The organism is Mesorhizobium sp. M1322, from assembly GCF_040318085.1.
Taxonomy (GTDB): domain Bacteria; phylum Pseudomonadota; class Alphaproteobacteria; order Rhizobiales; family Rhizobiaceae; genus Mesorhizobium.
Map to the genome: position 1 here is coordinate 1 of NZ_JAMYLP010000105.1, position 18,254 is coordinate 18,254.

General features: G+C 62.5%; 12 protein-coding genes. 4 read left to right on the top strand and 8 right to left on the bottom strand.

From position 1 onward, the window contains the following. Positions 1–194: 194 nt before the first annotated feature. From NKH12_RS26370 to NKH12_RS26380, 3 genes are all read right to left on the bottom strand, one after another. Positions 195–4,169, bottom strand: coding sequence for an SPOR domain-containing protein (locus tag NKH12_RS26370; protein ID WP_352955827.1), 3,975 nt, complete (start codon positions 4,167–4,169; stop codon positions 195–197). Between the two features lie 103 nt (positions 4,170–4,272). Beyond that, the gene (gene argS / locus NKH12_RS26375) at positions 4,273–6,030 is read right to left on the bottom strand and encodes an arginine--tRNA ligase (protein ID WP_352955828.1); all 1,758 of its coding nucleotides are present in this window, start codon (positions 6,028–6,030) and stop codon (positions 4,273–4,275) included. Positions 6,031–6,104: 74 nt separating this feature from the next. Further along, positions 6,105–7,319 carry a deoxyguanosinetriphosphate triphosphohydrolase gene (locus NKH12_RS26380; RefSeq protein WP_352955829.1) on the bottom strand — a complete coding sequence of 405 codons (1,215 nt, stop codon included), beginning with the start codon at positions 7,317–7,319 and terminating at the stop codon, positions 6,105–6,107. 73 nt (positions 7,320–7,392) lie between these two features. Here NKH12_RS26380 and erpA point away from each other — a divergent pair, with 73 nt between their 5' ends. The 4 genes from erpA (at position 7,393) to NKH12_RS26400 (ending at position 9,326) form a co-directional block, all read left to right on the top strand. After that, positions 7,393–7,740 carry an iron-sulfur cluster insertion protein ErpA gene (gene erpA, locus NKH12_RS26385; protein WP_352955830.1) on the top strand — a complete coding sequence of 116 codons (348 nt, stop codon included), beginning with the start codon at positions 7,393–7,395 and terminating at the stop codon, positions 7,738–7,740. 2 nt (positions 7,741–7,742) lie between these two features. After that, positions 7,743–8,135: a VOC family protein gene (locus NKH12_RS26390; RefSeq protein ID WP_352955831.1), complete on the top strand. Its 393-nt coding sequence runs from the start codon at positions 7,743–7,745 to the stop codon at positions 8,133–8,135. Between the two features lie 7 nt (positions 8,136–8,142). Beyond that, the gene (gene xth / locus NKH12_RS26395) at positions 8,143–8,937 is read left to right on the top strand and encodes an exodeoxyribonuclease III (RefSeq protein ID WP_352955832.1); all 795 of its coding nucleotides are present in this window, start codon (positions 8,143–8,145) and stop codon (positions 8,935–8,937) included. Positions 8,938–9,035: 98 nt separating this feature from the next. Beyond that, the gene (locus NKH12_RS26400; protein ID WP_352955833.1) at positions 9,036–9,326 is read left to right on the top strand and encodes a hypothetical protein; all 291 of its coding nucleotides are present in this window, start codon (positions 9,036–9,038) and stop codon (positions 9,324–9,326) included. Between the two features lie 90 nt (positions 9,327–9,416). Here NKH12_RS26400 and NKH12_RS26405 read toward each other — a convergent pair whose 3' ends face one another. The 5 genes from NKH12_RS26405 to NKH12_RS26425 form a co-directional block, all read right to left on the bottom strand. After that, complete coding sequence (locus tag NKH12_RS26405) at positions 9,417–10,253, bottom strand: tetratricopeptide repeat protein (protein WP_352955834.1); 837 nt, start codon at positions 10,251–10,253, stop codon at positions 9,417–9,419. After that, the gene (ilvD, locus tag NKH12_RS26410) at positions 10,240–11,964 is read right to left on the bottom strand and encodes a dihydroxy-acid dehydratase (protein WP_352955835.1); all 1,725 of its coding nucleotides are present in this window, start codon (positions 11,962–11,964) and stop codon (positions 10,240–10,242) included. The genes NKH12_RS26405 and ilvD overlap by 14 nt, the downstream gene beginning before the upstream one ends. Before the next feature lie 280 nt (positions 11,965–12,244). After that, the gene (locus NKH12_RS26415; protein WP_352955836.1) at positions 12,245–13,465 is read right to left on the bottom strand and encodes an OmpP1/FadL family transporter; all 1,221 of its coding nucleotides are present in this window, start codon (positions 13,463–13,465) and stop codon (positions 12,245–12,247) included. Positions 13,466–13,898: 433 nt separating this feature from the next. After that, positions 13,899–16,682, bottom strand: a complete 2,784-nt coding sequence (locus tag NKH12_RS26420; protein WP_352955837.1) for a valine--tRNA ligase — start codon at positions 16,680–16,682, stop codon at positions 13,899–13,901. A 422-nt stretch (positions 16,683–17,104) separates the two neighbouring features. Next, positions 17,105–17,995 carry a DUF2497 domain-containing protein gene (locus NKH12_RS26425; protein WP_352955838.1) on the bottom strand — a complete coding sequence of 297 codons (891 nt, stop codon included), beginning with the start codon at positions 17,993–17,995 and terminating at the stop codon, positions 17,105–17,107. Positions 17,996–18,254: the final 259 nt, after the last annotated feature.

Genomic DNA, 18,254 nt, shown 5'->3' on the forward strand with positions numbered 1-18,254 from the left:
ATCGGCGATATCTGCAATCTGTTCTCGCCAGTTGAATGCAGAAACTACTTCACAGCCGCAGGGTATGGACTCACTTGAACGTCCGATGCTCTAGCCAGAACCCCTTCCACAAAAAGAACTCCCTTCCACAAAAAAACCGGCGCGGTTCATGACCGCGCCGGTTCTTTCCGCCAAAGAGCGGAGACTTGGAATGGCTAGCGCGACACGAAGCAGTTGCCGCCGGCAGCCTTGTAGTTGGTGCACAGATTGATCGCATCGTTGCGCGACTTCGCCGGGACGCGGACGCGATAGAACGTTCCCTTGCCGGCGATCTCGGCTTTGACGATGTTGGCGGTGTGGCCGGAAAGCACGCTGTCGTAGCGGCGCTGCAGATCCTGGTAGGTCGACTGGGCGCTTTCGACAGTCGGTTGCGAAGCGATCTGCATCGACCACGAGCCACCGCCGGTCGAGGCGGCCGCCGGATTGATGGACGCAACCTGGTCGGGCTTCACCTCGCCGACGACGTCGACCGGCTGGTCGGACGGACGCTGCGGCGCCACCGGAACCATGGCCGGCGTATTGGCAGGCTGGGCGGTTTGGGCCTCAGCCTCAGGCGCGGCTGCCGGCGCGGTTGTCGGGTTGACTGTTTCCGGCTTAGCTGTTTCCGGCTTAGCTGTTTCCGGCTTGGCGGTTTCGGTCTGGTCGCCGCCCACCGGGTCGCTACCCAATAGGTCGCCACTTGCCTGGTCGGCAACAGGCGGTACCGTACCGGTCTGTTCTGCTGCGTCGTCGGCCTGCCCCGAGGGGGCCACATGCTGCGGCGTCGGATCGACAGGCTCGACGGCAGCCATCTGCGGTGCCGCAGGCGCCGGATCCTCGCGCGCAACCAGCGAGCCATCTGATTTGACGACCATGGTTCTCACCTTGCGCGGCGCAACGGCGACGAGGTCGGGGTCGATGCCCTGCTCGGCCTCTTGCAGAACCTGGGCGATACGATCCTCGGACTTGGGTGTCGGCAGGGCGGCGACGTCAGCATTTCCGGCCGCTTGCGTGCCGGGGATTGCATTGGCGCCTTCAGCGGCGGCGGATTCGGCATTGCGGGTCGCATCGGCGGCTTCAGCCGTCTCGATATCGTCAGGCGAAAGATCGACCACACGGCTCTGCGGCGGCTCCTTGGCCGCCACGTCCACCGGCTCTTCGGTGTTGGTGACCAGTTTTTCCTGGACCGGTTCGGCGGGTTTTGCGCCACCCTTGGCCACGGCGTCATAGACCTTATTGTCCTGGTTCGGCACGACGGTGCCGCCCGGATTTTCCGGCCTGACCTTGATCGGTGCGTTGTCCGCCTTGACGATGACCGGCGCATCGGTGCCGCCGGTGCCGCCGAAAGACAGCGCGAAGGCGCCGAGACCGCCGGCGAGCGCCACGGCGCCGACGACTGCGGCGACCAGCAGGCCGCGGCGCCGCGGCCTCGCGGCATCGTGCTCGGCCAAGCCGGGAACCGACATGGCCTCATCCAGTTCGGGGTCGTAGTCGAGTTCGTCCAAGCCAAAGTCATCGGCCTGCGAGGCCGGCCGGCCGCTGGGCAAGTCGCCCAGATCGAAGCCGCTGGCAGCATCGGCATAAGACGCACTGACAGATGCTTGTGCAGGCCTCGCCGCATAGGTCCGCGTTTCAACGCGGTCGGGCTCATAGCCTGGCTGGAACTCGACCGCTGACTGGAACCCGGCCGCTGACTGGAACTCGGCCGCTGACTGGAATCCGGAATTGTAGGGTTCGTCGTTATACGCCGCGCTGCGCGCCGGGGCGGCAGCGACGTCTACGGCATTCATTTCCGTGAGAAGGCTGGCGAACTCGGTGTCGAGATCGTCATAGGCAGGCGCCGCCGGTTCGTCGTCATTGAAGTCGAGGTCCGGAATATCGAGGTCGTCCGCCAGCGCCACAACGCGCTCGGGCACATCGACCGTCTCCACATCGGGCATCTCGTCATACGCTGAAGACTGTTCGCTTTGCGCCGGCGCAGATGCCGCATCGGCGGCATTGTCTTCGGCCGGCTCCTGATAGGCCGGTGCCGCAGCCATAGGCGGCGTCGCTTCCGTGGTCTTCCCCGAGGCCACTTCCGTGGTCCTCGCCGAAGCTGTCGGCTGCGCTGCAAAGGCAGGCTGCGACTGCGCAACCGGCGTTACGAGGCTCCACGAACGGGCCGGCGTCGGCGGGGCGGAGGCTGCCGCCATCCAGCTGAGCGCATCAGCCGGATCCTGCTGGGGAGCGGCGGCCGCAACGTCATCGCCGTCGTCATGATCCAGACCGATGTCCTTGGCGAAGGCGGTGTGCAAAGCATCATCGTCGAAATCCACATCGGCCGACCCGGCGGCATCTTCAGCGCCGAAATCCTGGCCCTCGAGCCCATCGAGGAGAACGCTGTCGAGATCGACGTCGGCGGCCTGAACCGCGCTACTATCCGGCGACTCCAAAAGGTCTTCCTCGTCGAGGCTCCAGTCCAGTTCTTCGACAGGATTCGCTGGTTTGACGGCGACCTTTTCAGTCGCGGCTAAAGGGTGCTGAACCTTAGCGGGTTCGTTGGCCGCGTAGGCCGCCACGGGGGCAGCGCGTGTGCGCATGGTGCCCAACAGCGCGTTCAACTCGTCTTCGAGGCTCCGCTCGTCAGCGACGGGGGCAGGCGCCGCCGGCTGGACCACGGCGGTCGGCGCCATCGGTTGGGCTGCAACGCCGGAGGTCTGGGCAACCGGCTCTTCGGCTTCCTCGGCAAGCGCGTCGTCGAAGCTCAAGTCAAAATCGGCGTCGAACGCATCTTCCGGGGTCGCGGCGGAAGGCTCGTCCTTGGCGGCGACAGCCTCCGGTTCGTCAATTTGTGGCTCGCCAATTTCGACCGGTTCGGCCGTGCGAACGTCGAAATCCATGTCGACATCGGCCATGGCGTCGTCAAAATGGCCGGCAACGTCCTCATCGGACTCATCCGAAATGGCCCGAATAGGCGCCGCAGGAGCTTCAACAGCGGCCATCGGCACATGTTCGTCGAGCATCAACTCGTCTTCGAGCGAGCTTGCGACCGCATTGTCGAATTCGTCGTCGAAGACGGGTTCGGCGGCCGGCGCGGAGATTTCGGCGCGTTCGGCAGCCTGCGCCATCGGCACGTGCTCGTCGAGCATCAGCTCGTCTTCGAGCGAGCTTGCGACTGCGTTGTCGAATTCATCGTCGAAGACGGGTTCGGCGGCCGGCGCGGAGACTTCGGCTTCGGCAGCCTGCGCCATCGGCACGTGCTCGTCGAGCATCAGCTCGTCTTCGAGCGAGCTTGCGACCGCATTGTCGAATTCATCGTCGAAGGCGGGGGCGGCAACCGGCGCGAATGCATCGATGGCGGCAGTATTCTGTTCGGCCTCGTCCGCCGCATCATCGTCCAGCAGCAAATCCTGTTCGAGCGACGCGGCAAGCTCGTCGTCCCCCCGCTTGTCGTTCACTGCCAAATCGTCTTCGAATGGCGACACATCTTCGAGCGAACTGCCGAGCCCATCGTTGAAATTGTCATCGAAAGCAGCTTCAACAGCCGACGCGGATGCTTCGGCAACGTCAGAACGCACGTCATCGGCAGCAACGGCATGGGCGGTTTCTTCCGTCGCATCGTCGTCGAGCCGGAAATCCTGTTCGAGCGACGCGGCAAGCTCGTCGTCCCCACGCTTGTCGTTCACTGCCAAATCGTCTTCGAATGGCGACACATCTTCGAGCGAACTGGCAAGCGCATCGTCGAAATCGTCATCGAACGCAGCTTCAACAGCCGGCGCGGATGCTTCGGCAACACCAGAACGCGCGTCGTCGGCAGCAACGGCATGGGCGGTTTCGTCGGCCGCATCATCGTCCAGCAGGAAATCCTGTTCGAACGACGCGGCAAGCTCGTCGTCCACCGCGTCAGTAGCAGCCGCTTCGAAAGCCGGCTCCCGAACCTCGGTTGCGCCGTCATTGTCGTCGGCGCCGAATTCGCCCATCAACTCCTTCTCGAGATCGATGTCGAAATCGCCCTCATCCGCCGGCTGGCTGGCTGGAGGCGCCTTCGGCTGGGCCTGCGGCTTGACCGGCTGGCGCGGGTCGAACCCCATGATCCTGGTCAGTTCCGCGAACGGGTCATCGTCGGCGATATCGTTTTGGGCGGCTGCTCTCAGCTGGGTTCTGTCTGCCATTATTGTTCCCGAACTCGCACTTATTCGGACGCCATGGACGTCGCGTAGGGTTGGCCCTTACCAGCGCAATGTGGGCAAAAGGTGACAGGTTTTTTAGTCAAACCTAACGCATTTCGGTGGGCGCATCGGCTCCGATCAGCGTCAGGCCGGACGTCAAAACGTCCGAAACAGCCTGCACCAAGCCTAGTCTGGCATGCGTCAATTGTCGGTCGTTAACCTTAACAAAACGTAAGTCCGGATTCTCGGTGCCGCGGTTCCAATGTCCGTGGAAGCTGGAGGCGAGATCGTAGAGGTAGAATGCCAGCCGGTGCGGCTCGAGCGCAAGTGCCGCGGATTCAATCAGCCGTGGATATTCCGCAAGCTTCCTGATCAGGCCGATCTCGCCATCGTCGGTCAGCGAAGCGGTGGCGGCGGCCAGCCGATTGCGATCGAAATTGGCCTCGCCCAACTGTTCGCTCGCCTGCCGGAACACCGAATGGCAGCGCGCCGACGCGTACTGCACGTAGAACACCGGATTGTCCTTCGACTGCTCGGTCACCTTGGCGAAGTCGAAATCGAGCGGCGCATCGTTCTTGCGGTACAGCATCATGAAGCGGATCGGATCGCGGCCGACTTCCTCCACCACTTCGCGCAGCGTCACGAAATCGCCCGACCGCTTCGACATGCGCACCGGTTCGCCCTCGCGAAAAAGCCTTACCAGCTGGCAAAGCAGCACGGTAAGCTTCACCTCGTCGCCGGAAATCGCCCGGGCGAGCGCTTCCAGGCGCTTCACATAGCCGCCATGATCGGCGCCAAGCACATAGATCAGCTCGACGAAACCGCGATCGACCTTGTCCTTCAAATAGGCGACGTCCGCGGCGAAATAGGTGAAGGTGCCGTCCGACTTGACCAGCGCCCGGTCCATGTCGTCGCCGACCGCTGTCGAGCGGAACAGCGTCTGCTCGCGATCCTCCCAGTCGTCCGGCTTCTCGCCCTTGGGCGGCGGCAGCTTGCCCTTGTAGATATGGCCCTTGAGCGTCAGGTCGTTGATCGCCGAGCGGATTTTCCGGGCGTTGTCGGCGTGCAGGGTGCGCTCCGAGAAAAAGACGTCGTGATGCACATTGAGCAGCGCCAGATCCTCACGGATCATCGCCATCATCGCATCGATCGTCCTGTCCTTGACGATGGCAAGCGCTTCCTCGTCGGCCATCTGCAGCAAAGCGCGGCCGAATTCGCTGGCCAGCGCCTGACCGACCGGGATCAGATAGTCGCCCGGATAAAGCCCGGCAGGAATCTCGCCAATGTCGTCGCCGAGCGCCTCGCGGTAACGCAGCATGGCAGAGCGGCCGAGCACGTCGATCTGCGACCCGGCATCGTTGATGACATATTCCTTGGTCACGTCATAACCGGCGAAGGCCATCAGATTGGCGAGCGCATCACCCACCACGGCGCCACGGCAATGGCCGACATGCATCGGTCCGGTCGGGTTGGCCGAAACGTATTCGACATTGGCCTTTCTGCCGCCGCCGACGGTCGAGCGGCCGTAATTGCGGCCTTCGCCGAGCAGCGCGGTCAGATGCACCTGCCAAAACGCATCCTTGAGCCTGAGATTGACGAAGCCCGGCCCGGCAACGTCCGCAGCGGCGATGTCGGTATCGGCGCGCAGCGCCTGCGCCAGCCTTTCAGCCAGTGCGCGTGGCGACTGGCCGGTCGGCTTGGCCAGCACCATCGCAGCATTGGTCGCCAGGTCGCCATGGCTGGCGTCGCGCGGCGGCTCGACGGCGATGCGCGACAGGTCCAGCGAACCGCCGTCTTTGTCTTTCAAATCAAGCGCTTCGACAGCTCTGGTGATTCGCGCGTTGAAATCGGCGAAGATGTTCATTGGTGTGGCTCTGGGGTGTGGCTCTGGCGGCTTTGCAGGGATCCGGCTTATTGGCCGGTAAAATCGAGCTCGGCCTAGCTTAATTCTGGCGTATGGTCAAACAAACGGCGGTGTTCTTTCAAAGCGTAGGTATCCGTCATGCCCGCCAGGAAATCGGCGACGCTGCGCGCTTTGATGCGATCGTCGGCCCGGTCGAGCCCTTCGCGCCAGCCGTCGGGCATGGCGCGCGGATCGGCGAAATAGACATCGAACAGGTCGTTGACGATCCGCTCCGCGTCGGCTCGCACCCGCATGACCTCGCTGTGCCGGTAGAGATGCTTGTAGAGAAAGGCCTTCAATTCCTTTTCGAACGCGGCCATTTCGGCTGAAAAGGTCACCATCGTCTTGCCTGCCGCCCTTACCGCGTCGGCGCTGTCCGGCTTGATGGGGGCCAGATTGGCGGCGGTGGAAACGATGACATCCTCGACCATCATCGTGATCTGCCGTCGCATCAGTTCGTGGCCTGTCCTCACTTCGTCCAGCGCCGGATAGCGCTGGCGCACGCCTTCCAGGATCGAGCCGGGCAGCGAGACCTTTTTCAGCATGTCCAGCGTCAGGAAGCCGGATCTCAGGCCGTCGTCGATGTCATGGGTGTTGTAGGCGATGTCGTCGGCGATTGCCGCGCACTGCGCCTCGATGCCGGCGAAGCGGTCGAGTTCGAGGTCGTGCAGCTCCGAATAGTCTCGGATCGCTTGCGGCACCGGCCCCTTCAGGCCTTTTCCCCTGGCGTCGGTCAGCGGGCCGTTGTGCTTGACCAGCCCCTCCAGCGTTTCCCAGGTAAGGTTCAGCCCGTCGAACTCGGCATAGCGGCTCTCCAGCCGCGTCACCACGCGCAGTGATTGCGCGTTGTGGTCGAAGCCGCCCCAGGCGGCCATTTTGTCGTTCAGCGCGTCCTCGCCGGTATGGCCGAATGGCGTGTGGCCGAAATCGTGCACCAGCGCCACCGCCTCGGCCAGGTCCTCGTCGCCGCGCAGCGCCCGCGCCAGGGCACGCGCTATCTGCGCCACCTCGATCGAATGCGTCAGCCGGGTGCGGTAATGATCGCCCTCATGCGCGACGAACACTTGTGTCTTGTGCTTCAGCCGGCGGAATGCCGTCGAATGGATGATGCGGTCGCGGTCGCGCTGGAATGGCGTCCGAGTCGGGCTCTCCACCTCGTCGAACAGCCGCCCGCGCGACTTTGCCGGATCGCAGGCATAGACCGCGCGCGGTCGATAACCGAATCCGATGTCGCCCAACTCATTTGTCATCGCCGTTGCCGCAGTTGACTTGCCCTCTCGCGCTTCATACCTATCATGTGAAACCGAAAGCAAGGTGACGCCCATGGGCGCTGATGCCAAGACTGCCATGAAAGTCGAGATGACCGACGCCGCCGCCAGGCGGATCGCGAAGATTGTATCTGGCGAAGCCGGCAAGAAGGCGCTGCGCGTTTCGGTCGAGGGCGGCGGCTGCTCCGGTTTTTCCTACAAGTTCGACCTGGTCGAAACGCGCAACGATGACGACGTCGCCATTGAGAAAGACGGCGCCACCGTGCTGATCGACGACCTCTCGCTGGTCTATATGGGCGGCGCGGTGATCGATTTCGTCGACGATCTGATGGGCCAGTCGTTCCAGATCAGGAACCCGAATGCGGTCGCCTCGTGCGGCTGCGGCACCAGCTTCAGTATTTAGAAATGCCTGCCATCGGCGCGGTCCGTCAGGTCGCGCTTTCAGCCGGGCGCGATCTCGATGCAACGCTGGCGTTCTGGCACGACGTGCTCGGCATGACAGTGCACGTACGCTTTGATCCGCCGGGCATCGCCTTCATCATGGCCGGCGACGTGCGGCTGCTGTTCACCGATGGCCTGCCGGCCGGCACAGTCTATCTCGACATATCGGGCCTCGACGATTTTCATGCCTCGGCAAAAGCCGCCGGTGTCCCCTTCACCGCGCCGCCGATGCTCGTCCATCACGATAGCGAGGGCCTGTTCGGGCCGGCGGGGGAAAGCGAATGGATGGCCTTCCTAAAGGACCCGGCAGGCAATACGATCGGCCTCGTCGAACGTCATCCGCCGGAACAGCAATGAGGCCGTCATGAAAATCGTCACCTGGAACATTAACGGCGTTCGGGCCCGCATCGGCAATTTGACCCATTGGCTGACGGAAAGCGCGCCTGATATCGCCTGCCTGCAGGAGATCAAGACGGTCGACGAGCAGTTTCCGCGGGCGGAGATCGAGGCGCTTGGCTACAACGTTGAAATACATGGCCAAAAGGGTTTTAACGGCGTCGCCATCCTGTCGAAGCTGCGCTTCGACGAGGTCATCAGAGGCTTGCCGGGCGACGATACCGACGAGCAGGCGCGTTTCATCGAGGGCGTGTTCTCGACCGATAAGGGCGCGTTGCGCGTTGCCTCGCTCTATTTGCCGAACGGCAACCCGATCGATGACGAGAAGAAGTTCTCCTACAAGCTGTCCTGGATGGCGCGGCTGGAGCGCTGGGCCGAGGAACGGCTCATGCTCGAAGAGGCGCTGGTGCTGGCCGGGGATTACAATGTCATCCCCGAATACATCGACGCGAAATTCCCGGAGAACTGGCTGAGCGACGCGCTGTTCCAGCCGCAGACCAGGCAGGCGTTCCGCCGGCTGAAGAATCTCGGCTTCACCGAAGCGGTGCGCGCGGTCACCGACGCGCCGGACATCTTTACTTTCTGGGATTATCAGGCCGGCGCCTGGCAGAAGAACAACGGCATCCGCATCGATCACTTGCTGCTCTCACCGGAAGCCGCCAACCGCTTTTCCTCGGCCTCGATCGAAAAGCATGTGCGCGCCTGGGAAAAACCCTCCGACCATGTGCCGGTGGCCGTCGAACTGGCTTTTGCGCCAATCTGATCATTTCGAGGTCCGGACCACCGGATTCCCGGTTGATGGACCGTCATATCGCCACAATCGAGGTTTCCGCTGCAATCCGGGTTCGGCCGGGGTTCAGGATGACGATCAGATTTACGCTTTGCCCATGTGCCGCCGCGCTCGCCCTCGCGGCGACGCCGGCTTTTGCCGACCCTGAATGCCTGGCCAACGGAAAATCCTTCCAGATCGGCCAGGTCGCCTGCCTGACGCTTTCCGGCCGGAGTCATCTCGCCCGCTGCGACATGGTGCTCAACAACACGTCATGGACAAAGATCCGGGACGAATGCCCGCGAACCACGCTGGCGCCGTCGGCCACGCCGATTTCAACGCCGGAGTCCGGCCTCGTTGCGACGGAACCGACCGAGAACTGATCTCGGCTGTCCAACTTGATTTTTCGAAGTAGCCAGTCTTCCTGACTATTGGCTTCCTCACTATCGGCTTCGTGGCTACTGGCTTTGCGACTACTGGTCGCCGCTGCCCTTGGTGAGGATGTCGTCGGCCAGTGAAATCGCGGTCCGGCGGTCGGCCTCGCCCGCGGCGGCAAACGCCTCTTCCTGCATCCCGCGTATCCATGGCTGGTCGGAAGGTGAGGCCCGTTCTAGCGCTGCGGTCATCATCGCCAGCCCCCGAACGATCTTGCCGCTCTGGAAAAGCAGGTGGCCGAGCGTTGCCTGCGCGCCGGCATGGCCCTTTTCCGCAGCGAGTTGGAACCAGCGTCCGGCCTGCTTGATGCTGGCCTTGACGCCGCCCTTGCCATTCAGGAAGATCTGGCCCATCTCGAACTGGGCATTCGGGTTGCGGTAATTGGCGGCGGCGCGCATGTAATATTCCTGGGCCGCCACCTCGTTCTCTGTGATGGGGCTGCCGGGGATGCCCTTCCTCAGATAATCGCCGAGCGCAACGAGCGCGTCCGACACATAGCTCTCTTCCGGCGAACCGGGTTCGACGTCCTGATCGACGATCTCTGAGAAGAACTTGAACGCCGCGTAGTCGTCGCGCTCCACGCCGTCACCCTCGGCATACATGCGCGCAAGCTTCCAGGTGGCGCCGATCTGGCCATTTTCGGCCGCGTATTTGTAAGCCTCCGCGGCCTGCTCCTTGCGGCCGTTCTTATAGGCGGAGAAGCCGAACTGAAACACCGCCCACGGGCTGGACTGCGGCTTCACGCCGGTCTTGTCGTCGAACACCTTGTCGTCGAAGGCCATGGCCTGGCCCGCGGCGCCCAAGGTCGCGCCAAAAGTGGCGATCGCGACCAGTGCCGAAAAGACAGACAACCTCAGCAACTCAGATATCCGCATAACAATGTGTTTCTTTCGCACCACCGGGATGGGTGACCGCGCCGTCGCGGGCAGGCCCTACCGTTTGTGCATATTTCCAGATCGCGCCCGACTGATAGTCGGTCGCGCGCGCCTTCCATGCCTTCGCCCTGGCCGCCAGTTCAGTGTCGGACAGCGCCACCTCGATCGTGCCGTTCACCGCGTCGATCGAGATCAAATCGCCATCCCTGAGCAGCCCGATCGGACCACCCACGGCGGCTTCCGGCCCGACATGGCCGATGCAGAAGCCGCGTGTCGCCCCCGAAAAACGTCCATCGGTGATGAGAGCCACCTTGCCGCCCATGCCCTGGCCATAGAGAGCTGCCGTCGTCGATAGCATTTCGCGCATGCCCGGACCGCCGCGCGGTCCCTCGTAGCGGATGACGAGGACCTCGCCTTCGCTGTAGCTGCGATCCGTAACCGCCTGGAAACATTCTTCTTCCGAATCGAAGCAGCGTGCCGGACCTGAGAATTTCAGCTCCGACATGCCCGCGACCTTCACGATCGCGCCTTCGGGGGCAAGGTTTCCCTTCAAGCCCACGACGCCACCCGTTTGGGTGATTGGTCGGTTGGCGGGACGGACCACATCCTGGCTATCATTCCACGCAACGTGCTCCATATTTTCGGCTAAAGTGCGGCCGGTCACCGTCAGGCAGTCGCCATGCAGATAGCCGTGGTCGAGCAACGTCTTCATCAAGAGCGGAATGCCGCCGGCCTCGAACATGTCCTTGGCGACATATTTGCCGCCCGGCTTCAGGTCGGCGATGTAGGGCGTCTTCTCGAAGATCCTGGCTACATCGAAGAGGTCGAACTTTATCCCGGCCTCATGCGCGATCGCCGGCAAATGCAGCGCCGCGTTGGTCGAGCCGCCGGTGGCCGAAACCACGGTCGCCGCATTCTCCAGCGCCTTCAGCGTGACGATGTCGCGCGGGCGGATATTGTTTGCGATCAGCTCCATGATCTTTTCGCCGGAGGCGAAATTGAAGCGGTCGCGCATCTCATAGGGCGCCGGCGCCCCGCAGGAATAGGGCAGCGCCAGACCGATGGCCTCGGCGACGGTGGCCATGGTGTTGGCGGTGAACTGGGCGCCACAAGAGCCGGCCGACGGACAAGCGGCTTGTTCGATCTCGAGGAGTTCGGCGTCGCCGATCGTGCCGACCGAGTGCTGGCCGACGGCCTCGAACACATCCTGCACGGTGATCTGCCGGCCCTTGTAGGAACCGGGCAGTATCGAGCCCCCATAGATGAAGATCGACGGCACGTTGAGCCGCACCATGGCCATCATCATGCCGGGCAGCGACTTGTCGCAACCGGCAAGGCCGACCAGCGCATCGTAGCAATGGCCGCGCATGGTGAGTTCGACCGAATCGGCGATGACCTCGCGCGACACCAGTGACGATTTCATGCCTTGGTGGCCCATGGCGATGCCGTCCGTGACGGTGATGGTGCAGAACTCGCGCGGCGTGCCGTTAGCCGCGGCGACGCCCTTCTTGACCACCTGCGCCTGGCGCATCAGCGAGATGTTGCACGGTGCCGCCTCGTTCCAGCAGCTCGCGACACCGACCAGCGGCTGCGCGATCTCGGCCGCCGACAATCCCATCGCATAGAGATAGGAGCGATGCGGCGCGCGCGCCGGACCGACGGTCACATAGCGGCTGGGCAGCTTGGCCTTGGAGATGACTCTGGCGTTCATACTCTTCCTTGCCGCGGGCGGTGCGACCTGCCCCATTGCCGAGCCTCTTTGGGCACGTGTTCCGGGACAAATTCGAGTGCGCCGGGTTTATGGCGGGAAATAGGCAATCTCCCCGGGCGTCGTTGTGGTGCGAGGGTTGCTCAGAAACTGTTGCCAAAACGTCACAATCGCAGAAGGCAGAGGGATGCCGCGTTTTTGCAACGCCGCCTGCATGTCAGGAAAGCCGCTCGAACAAAAAGGCCGGGCAATGCCCGGCCTTTTTGCTATTGAAAACTTATATTTAGAACTTTATCTTAACCGAAGCTGAGCCGGCAAGGAGCAGATCGTCGTCGTATGTGTAGGTGACGGCATTTGCCGCGTCGCCAACACCGGTGAAGGTCGACGACCCACTGGTCAGAACACCGATCGAACCACCAAGTCTGACCTCGATCTTGTCGTTCGGCGAATAAGAAATGCCGCTGGCCACGGACCAGGTGTCCGACTGATAGCCGGAGGTCGTCGAAGTTCCACGATCCCAGGTCAGCGAAACCGCGCCAGACAATTGGTCGGTGAACTTGTGAGCTATGCCGCCCGAAACCGTCCAGCCGTCGCGATAAAGCAGGTCGAAAGAAACGGGCGAGAGAGCACCGGTCACCGGACTGCGCACACCATTGATGGGAATGATGCCAAGCCTGCTCCATTCCTGCCAGCGGATGGAACCAAAGGCCAGCCAGCCAGGAGCTATGCCGCTCTGCAGCTTGAGTTCCACAGCTTGGGGTATCTCGGCCGAGGCAGAGACAGGGTAGACCCCGGTAGCGCCTGGAATCAGATCCGCTGGAAAGGCCCCTCTAAAACCGGTCGTGTCGACGGTTCCCGACAGTTCGTCATATTTGTAGCTCGAAGAGTACATCAAGCTTGCGCGCAAGGCGATTTCGGGAATTTCATAAGCGGCGCCCACGCGCCAACCCCATGCCTCGTCGGAAAGCTTGAATTTTCCGAGGCCAGTATTGCCGAAGGCCAGCAGTGTCTGGCGCGACAAAAACGCATCGACCTCCTGGTAGGAGACGCCGCCGATGAACCGGATGGCGCCCTTGCCGACGTTTATCTTGTAGGAGCAGGTAAGGCCGAAATCATTTGTTTTGACGTAGTATTCGACCGCTGTTGGCGAATAGGCGTTGTTCATTCCGAAGTCTGCCTCCGCACCATACGGTTCCGTATAGCTAGCCAGGCAATCCACTGGTTCAAAAATGTTGGCCTTGATACCGATGCGCGGCACCGCATAGTCGCCGCCGACATCCACTGACGAAGACGACATTCCCGAGCCATCCAGACGCTGCACATTCTTCAGTGTGCGCTGTGGCGAAACATAGGTGACGCCGGCGTCGAACGAATATGGCGAGGCATCAAACAACTGGTCGATGTTGACACCGCCCCGGTCGAAGCCGCCGGCGTTCGCAGCGCCCGACATCAATAGCGAAAAGCACCCCGCCCCCAGCAGCGCTTTCAGACGCAAATTGTTCATGAATCTCTTCCCCGAATACGAATGGACTAAGCTAGAACCAATTCAGGTTAACGGCGCAACAACGAATTCTCGACGCGTACATGTACGCCTTCGCCGACCGCATTTTAGACAAAGTGACAGCTTCACCTCAGAGCCGGAAAACGGCTCATTTGGCTGAAAATCGAGAAAAGAACTCGGAAAACTCGCACGGAACGGCGCAAAAACGGCTCTTTTTGCGAGAACCAAGCTCATTGTTACATTATGGCAACAATGGGGCTAAAACATTCCGTTTACGTCAAGATTTACGCTGCGGAATGCCTATTTTCGTCGCAGAAAGCCGGTCGGAAAAGCGAGTTCGGACACTCGCGAATCCAGAGCGTCGGACCAAAAGCGGAAGCCGGTTTGGGGTCAATCCGATCCTCAGCCAATTCGATTCTCAAGCACTAGAGATAGATCAACCGGCTTCGCGCACCCGTGTCAGCGCCACCGAAAGCTTTTCTTGCGCCTCGCGATACTCGGCGAGTTTTTCGCGCTCGGCTTCCACGACATCTTCCGGCGCGTTGGCGACGAATTTCTCGTTGGACAGCTTCTTGTGCAGGCGGGCGATTTCTTCGGTCACCTTGACCAGTTCCTTCTGCAGCCGCGCCGCCTCGGCGGTAAGGTCGATCAGGCTGCCGAGCGGCAGGCAGATGGTCGCCTCGTTGAGCACGATCTGGGCGGAGCCTTTGGGCGCCGCATCGACCAGCGAGATCTCGTCGACCCGCGCCAGTCGCTTGATGGCCGAAGCCTGGCGTTCAAGCCTTTCGTGGGTTGCGGTATTAGCGCCGATCACCATCAGGGGCGCGATCGCAGCCGGCGGCACGTTCATTTCCGAGCGCACGGAGCGGATGCCTGAGACGAGATCGACCAGCCAGTTGATGTCAGCGGCCGCTGCCTCATCCTCGAAATCGGGCGACGGCCACGCGGCATGACAAAGCAACGATGGCCGTTCCTTGCCCTCGCCTGATGTCTCAGCCCACAGTTCTTCAGTCATGAATGGCATCATTGGATGCAGCAGCTTGTAGATCTCGTCGAGCACGAAGGCGACACAAGCCCGGCTTTCGGCCTTGGCAGCCTCATCCGTGCCTGTGAACACCGGCTTCAGCAGTTCCAGATACCAGTCGCAAAACAGGTTCCAGACGAAGCGGTAGGCCGCACCTGCAGCCTCGTTGAACCGGTATGAGGTGATGCCATCGGTGATTTCGCGCGCGGCGCGCGTCAGTTCGGTCAGGATCCAACGGTTGACCGCCAGCTTGGCGTCGTTCAGCCAGAACTCATCGTTCCTCGCGACGTCGTTCATCTCGGCAAAACGCGTCGCGTTCCACAGCTTGGTGCCGAAGTTGCGGTAGCCGGCGATGCGAGCCGGATCGAGCTTCACGTCGCGCCCTTGCGCGGCCATCACCGTCAGCGTGAAGCGCAGCGCGTCGGCGCCGTATTCGTCGATGAGATCGAGCGGGTCGATGACGTTGCCTTTCGACTTCGACATCTTCTGCCCGTTCTTGTCGCGCACCAGCGCATGGACATAGACGGTGTGAAACGGCTCCTCGTCCATGAAATGCAGGCCCATCATCATCATGCGGGCGACCCAGAAGAAGATGATGTCGAAGCCGGTCACCAGCACGTCGGTCTGGTAGTAGGTCTTCAGCTCCGGCGTCTGGTCCGGCCAGCCAAGCGTCGAGAACGGCCACAGCGCCGACGAGAACCATGTGTCGAGCACATCCTCGTCGCGGGTCAGGATCTCGCCCGGCTTGAAGTTCTCGAGCTTGTCCTCGACCCAGGCCTTCCATGGCCCTTCCAGCGCCAGATAATATTCGACGGCGGCTGCAAGCGCCTCCTCTTCGGTCTTCTCGACGAAGACGCGTCCATCCGGTCCATACCAGGCCGGGATCTGGTGACCCCACCAGAGTTGGCGCGAAATGCACCAGGGCTGGATGTTCTCCATCCAGTCGAAATAGGTCTTTTCCCAGTTTTTCGGCACGAAATTGGTACGGCCCTCGCGCACCGCACGAATAGCCGGTTTGGCGAGTTCCGCCGCGTTCGCATACCATTGTTCGGTCAGGAACGGTTCGATCGGCACGCCGCCGCGATCACCATGCGGCACGGCATGGCGATGCGGCTCGACCTTTTCGAGGAAACCGCCCGCTTCCATCAGTTCGACGATCTTTTTGCGCGCGACGAAACGATCGAGGCCGTTGAGTTCATTCCAGACGGCCTGGCGCTCGGGCGTCACCTCCAGCCCGGCGAGAAAGTCGTCATTGTCCGTGAGGGTGACCGCCGCCTCGACGGTGAGGATATTGACCGCCGGCAGCTTGTGGCGCCTGCCGACCTCGAAGTCGTTGAAGTCGTGCGCTGGCGTGATCTTGACCGCGCCGCTGCCTTTCTCCGGATCGGAATATTGGTCCGCCACCACTGGGATCTTGCGGCCGACGATCGGCAGAACGAGGTTCTTGCCGACCAGATGCCGAAAACGCTCGTCGTCGGGATGCACCGCCACCGCCGTATCGCCCAGCATCGTCTCGGGCCGTGTCGTCGCCACGGTGATGAAGGTTTTTGGATTTTCCGGATCGAAGACCTCGCCCTCGACGGGATAGCGGAAATGCCAGAGGTTGCCGTTGACCTCCTGCTGTTCGACCTCGAGGTCGGAAATCGCAGTCAAGAGCTTCGGGTCCCAGTTGACAAGGCGCTTGTCCTTGTAGATCAGGCCTTCCTTGTAGAGCGTGACGAACACTTCGAGCACCGCCTTGGATAGGCCCTCGTCCATGGTGAAACGTTCTCGGCTCCAGTCGGCCGAGGCCCCCAGCCGCTTCAACTGGTTGAAGATCGCGCCGCCGGATTCAGCCTTCCACTCCCAGACTTTCTCGATGAACTCGTCGCGCGTCAGGTCGCGGCGGTGGATCTGCTTCTCCATAAGCTGGCGCTCGACCACCATCTGCGTGGCGATGCCGGCGTGGTCCATGCCGGGCTGCCACAGCACGTTCTTGCCGCGCATGCGCTCGAAGCGCACCAGAATGTCCTGCAGCGTGTTGTTGAGCGCATGGCCCATATGCAGCGAGCCGGTGACGTTCGGTGGCGGGATGACGACGGTGAAGGCTTCCGCGCCCTCCTCGGCGCCTGCGCCGGCACGAAACGCGTCGGCCTCCTCCCAGATTTTGGCGATCTTCGGCTCGACGATTTTGGCGTCGTAGGTTTTTTCGAGCATGAAAAGGCGTCCGAGCTTTTCGGGATGTGTTGGGTTCGGTGTAAATCGGAAGGCCGTTGGCAAGTCAACCGCAAGCGAGCGGCGGACGACCGTGCCAGTAAATAGCGCCGGGGCGGCTTTGGGCAACTCACGGAAGTGAGCGTCGCAGGGCAATCGCTTCCAGGTTGGCGCTGCCCCTCATTGCCCTGCCGGGCATTTCTCCCCGTATAGTGACGGCGAGAAAGAAGGCTGCACTGAAGCTTTCGCCAATCGCGGCCGCTGCATAAAAGGCGCCGAGGATCGCGACAAGTCCCTTCTCCCCGTCTCTGTACGGGGAGAAGGTGCCGGTAGGCGGATGAGGGCGGCGCCGACTTCGACGATTGGCCGGTTGAGCGCTTGCGCCGCCCCGGAGGCGGCGTTTTGTTCTCGACTGGTCCCTGAAATTATTGCGCGCCGCGCGCCACGCGCTCGATTTCCTCGCGCACCAGCCGCTCGACCAGCGTCGGCAGATTGTTGTCCAGCCAGTCCTGCAGCATGGGCCTCAGCATCTCCTCGGCCATCTCGTCGAAGGTTTTCTTGCTGCGGCTGGCGAACGCATCGGAAAGCTCGCCGAAGGCAGCGGCAACCTGCCGGCCCGTGTGTTCGGAAAGGATCGCCGGACGAGTGGACGGTGCCTCGCTTGTCGCCGGCCGCGCCAACCCGCTTCGGGGCGGGTCCGGCTCGAAAACAGGTTCGGCCGCGTGCTCGAAAACCTCGACCTTCGATTCGGCGGCCGGCGTCCGTCGCATCTCAGCCCTGTCTGGGGCCCTGTCCGGCTTGGCCGCGGTCATCGCCTCGCCGACTGCGGCGATCTCACGCCGCCAATCGGCAACGATGCTGTCGGTCGTCTCCGCAACCCTTGCCGTCGTCGCAAGCGGATCCCGCTCCGGCTCGGCGGCCGGGGCCGGTTCGGCCGCGATCCTGGCCTCAGCAAGTGTCACGGGCGCTTTGACCGGCGCGGGATCGGAACGCGCCGGCGGCTCCACGCGTGCGATGACGGGCTCGGCGGCCGACGGTTGCGCCTGCACCTCGGTCAGCGTGACCGGCCTCCTGGCGTCGAATCCCGGGCGCAATTCGGCACGAAACGCGCGCACCTCCGGTGGCGCCCCGCCTGCCTCCGGTGGCGCCCCGCCTACCGCCGGTCCCGGCACGGCAACCGACGCTAAATCCTGCAGCAGGTCGTCCGCTTCGTCCGGCTGCTTGCGGCCGGTATCGTTGTCCTCGATGATCCTCCTGATGGAAGCCAGTATCTCCTCCATGGAGGGTTCGCGCTGTACGCTGCTTGCCGTCGCCATCGTCACATCCGCCGCCCTTGTGACTCGTTGCAGATTTCCAGTCCGACCAAAGCCGGATTCGAATCATTGCAACAGCGTAACCGACGGATCGCCTTACGAGAATCCCCAATCTGAGGGCGCGTTGGATTTCAACAGATTAGAGCCCGCGGGGGGGGGGGTGCGCGGGGGGGGGTGTGGGGGGGACGGTGGGGGGGGGGGGTTGCCACGACGGGCGCGCGGCGGCGCCGGAGCGGGTGTACTGGGGGGGGGGGGGGGGCGT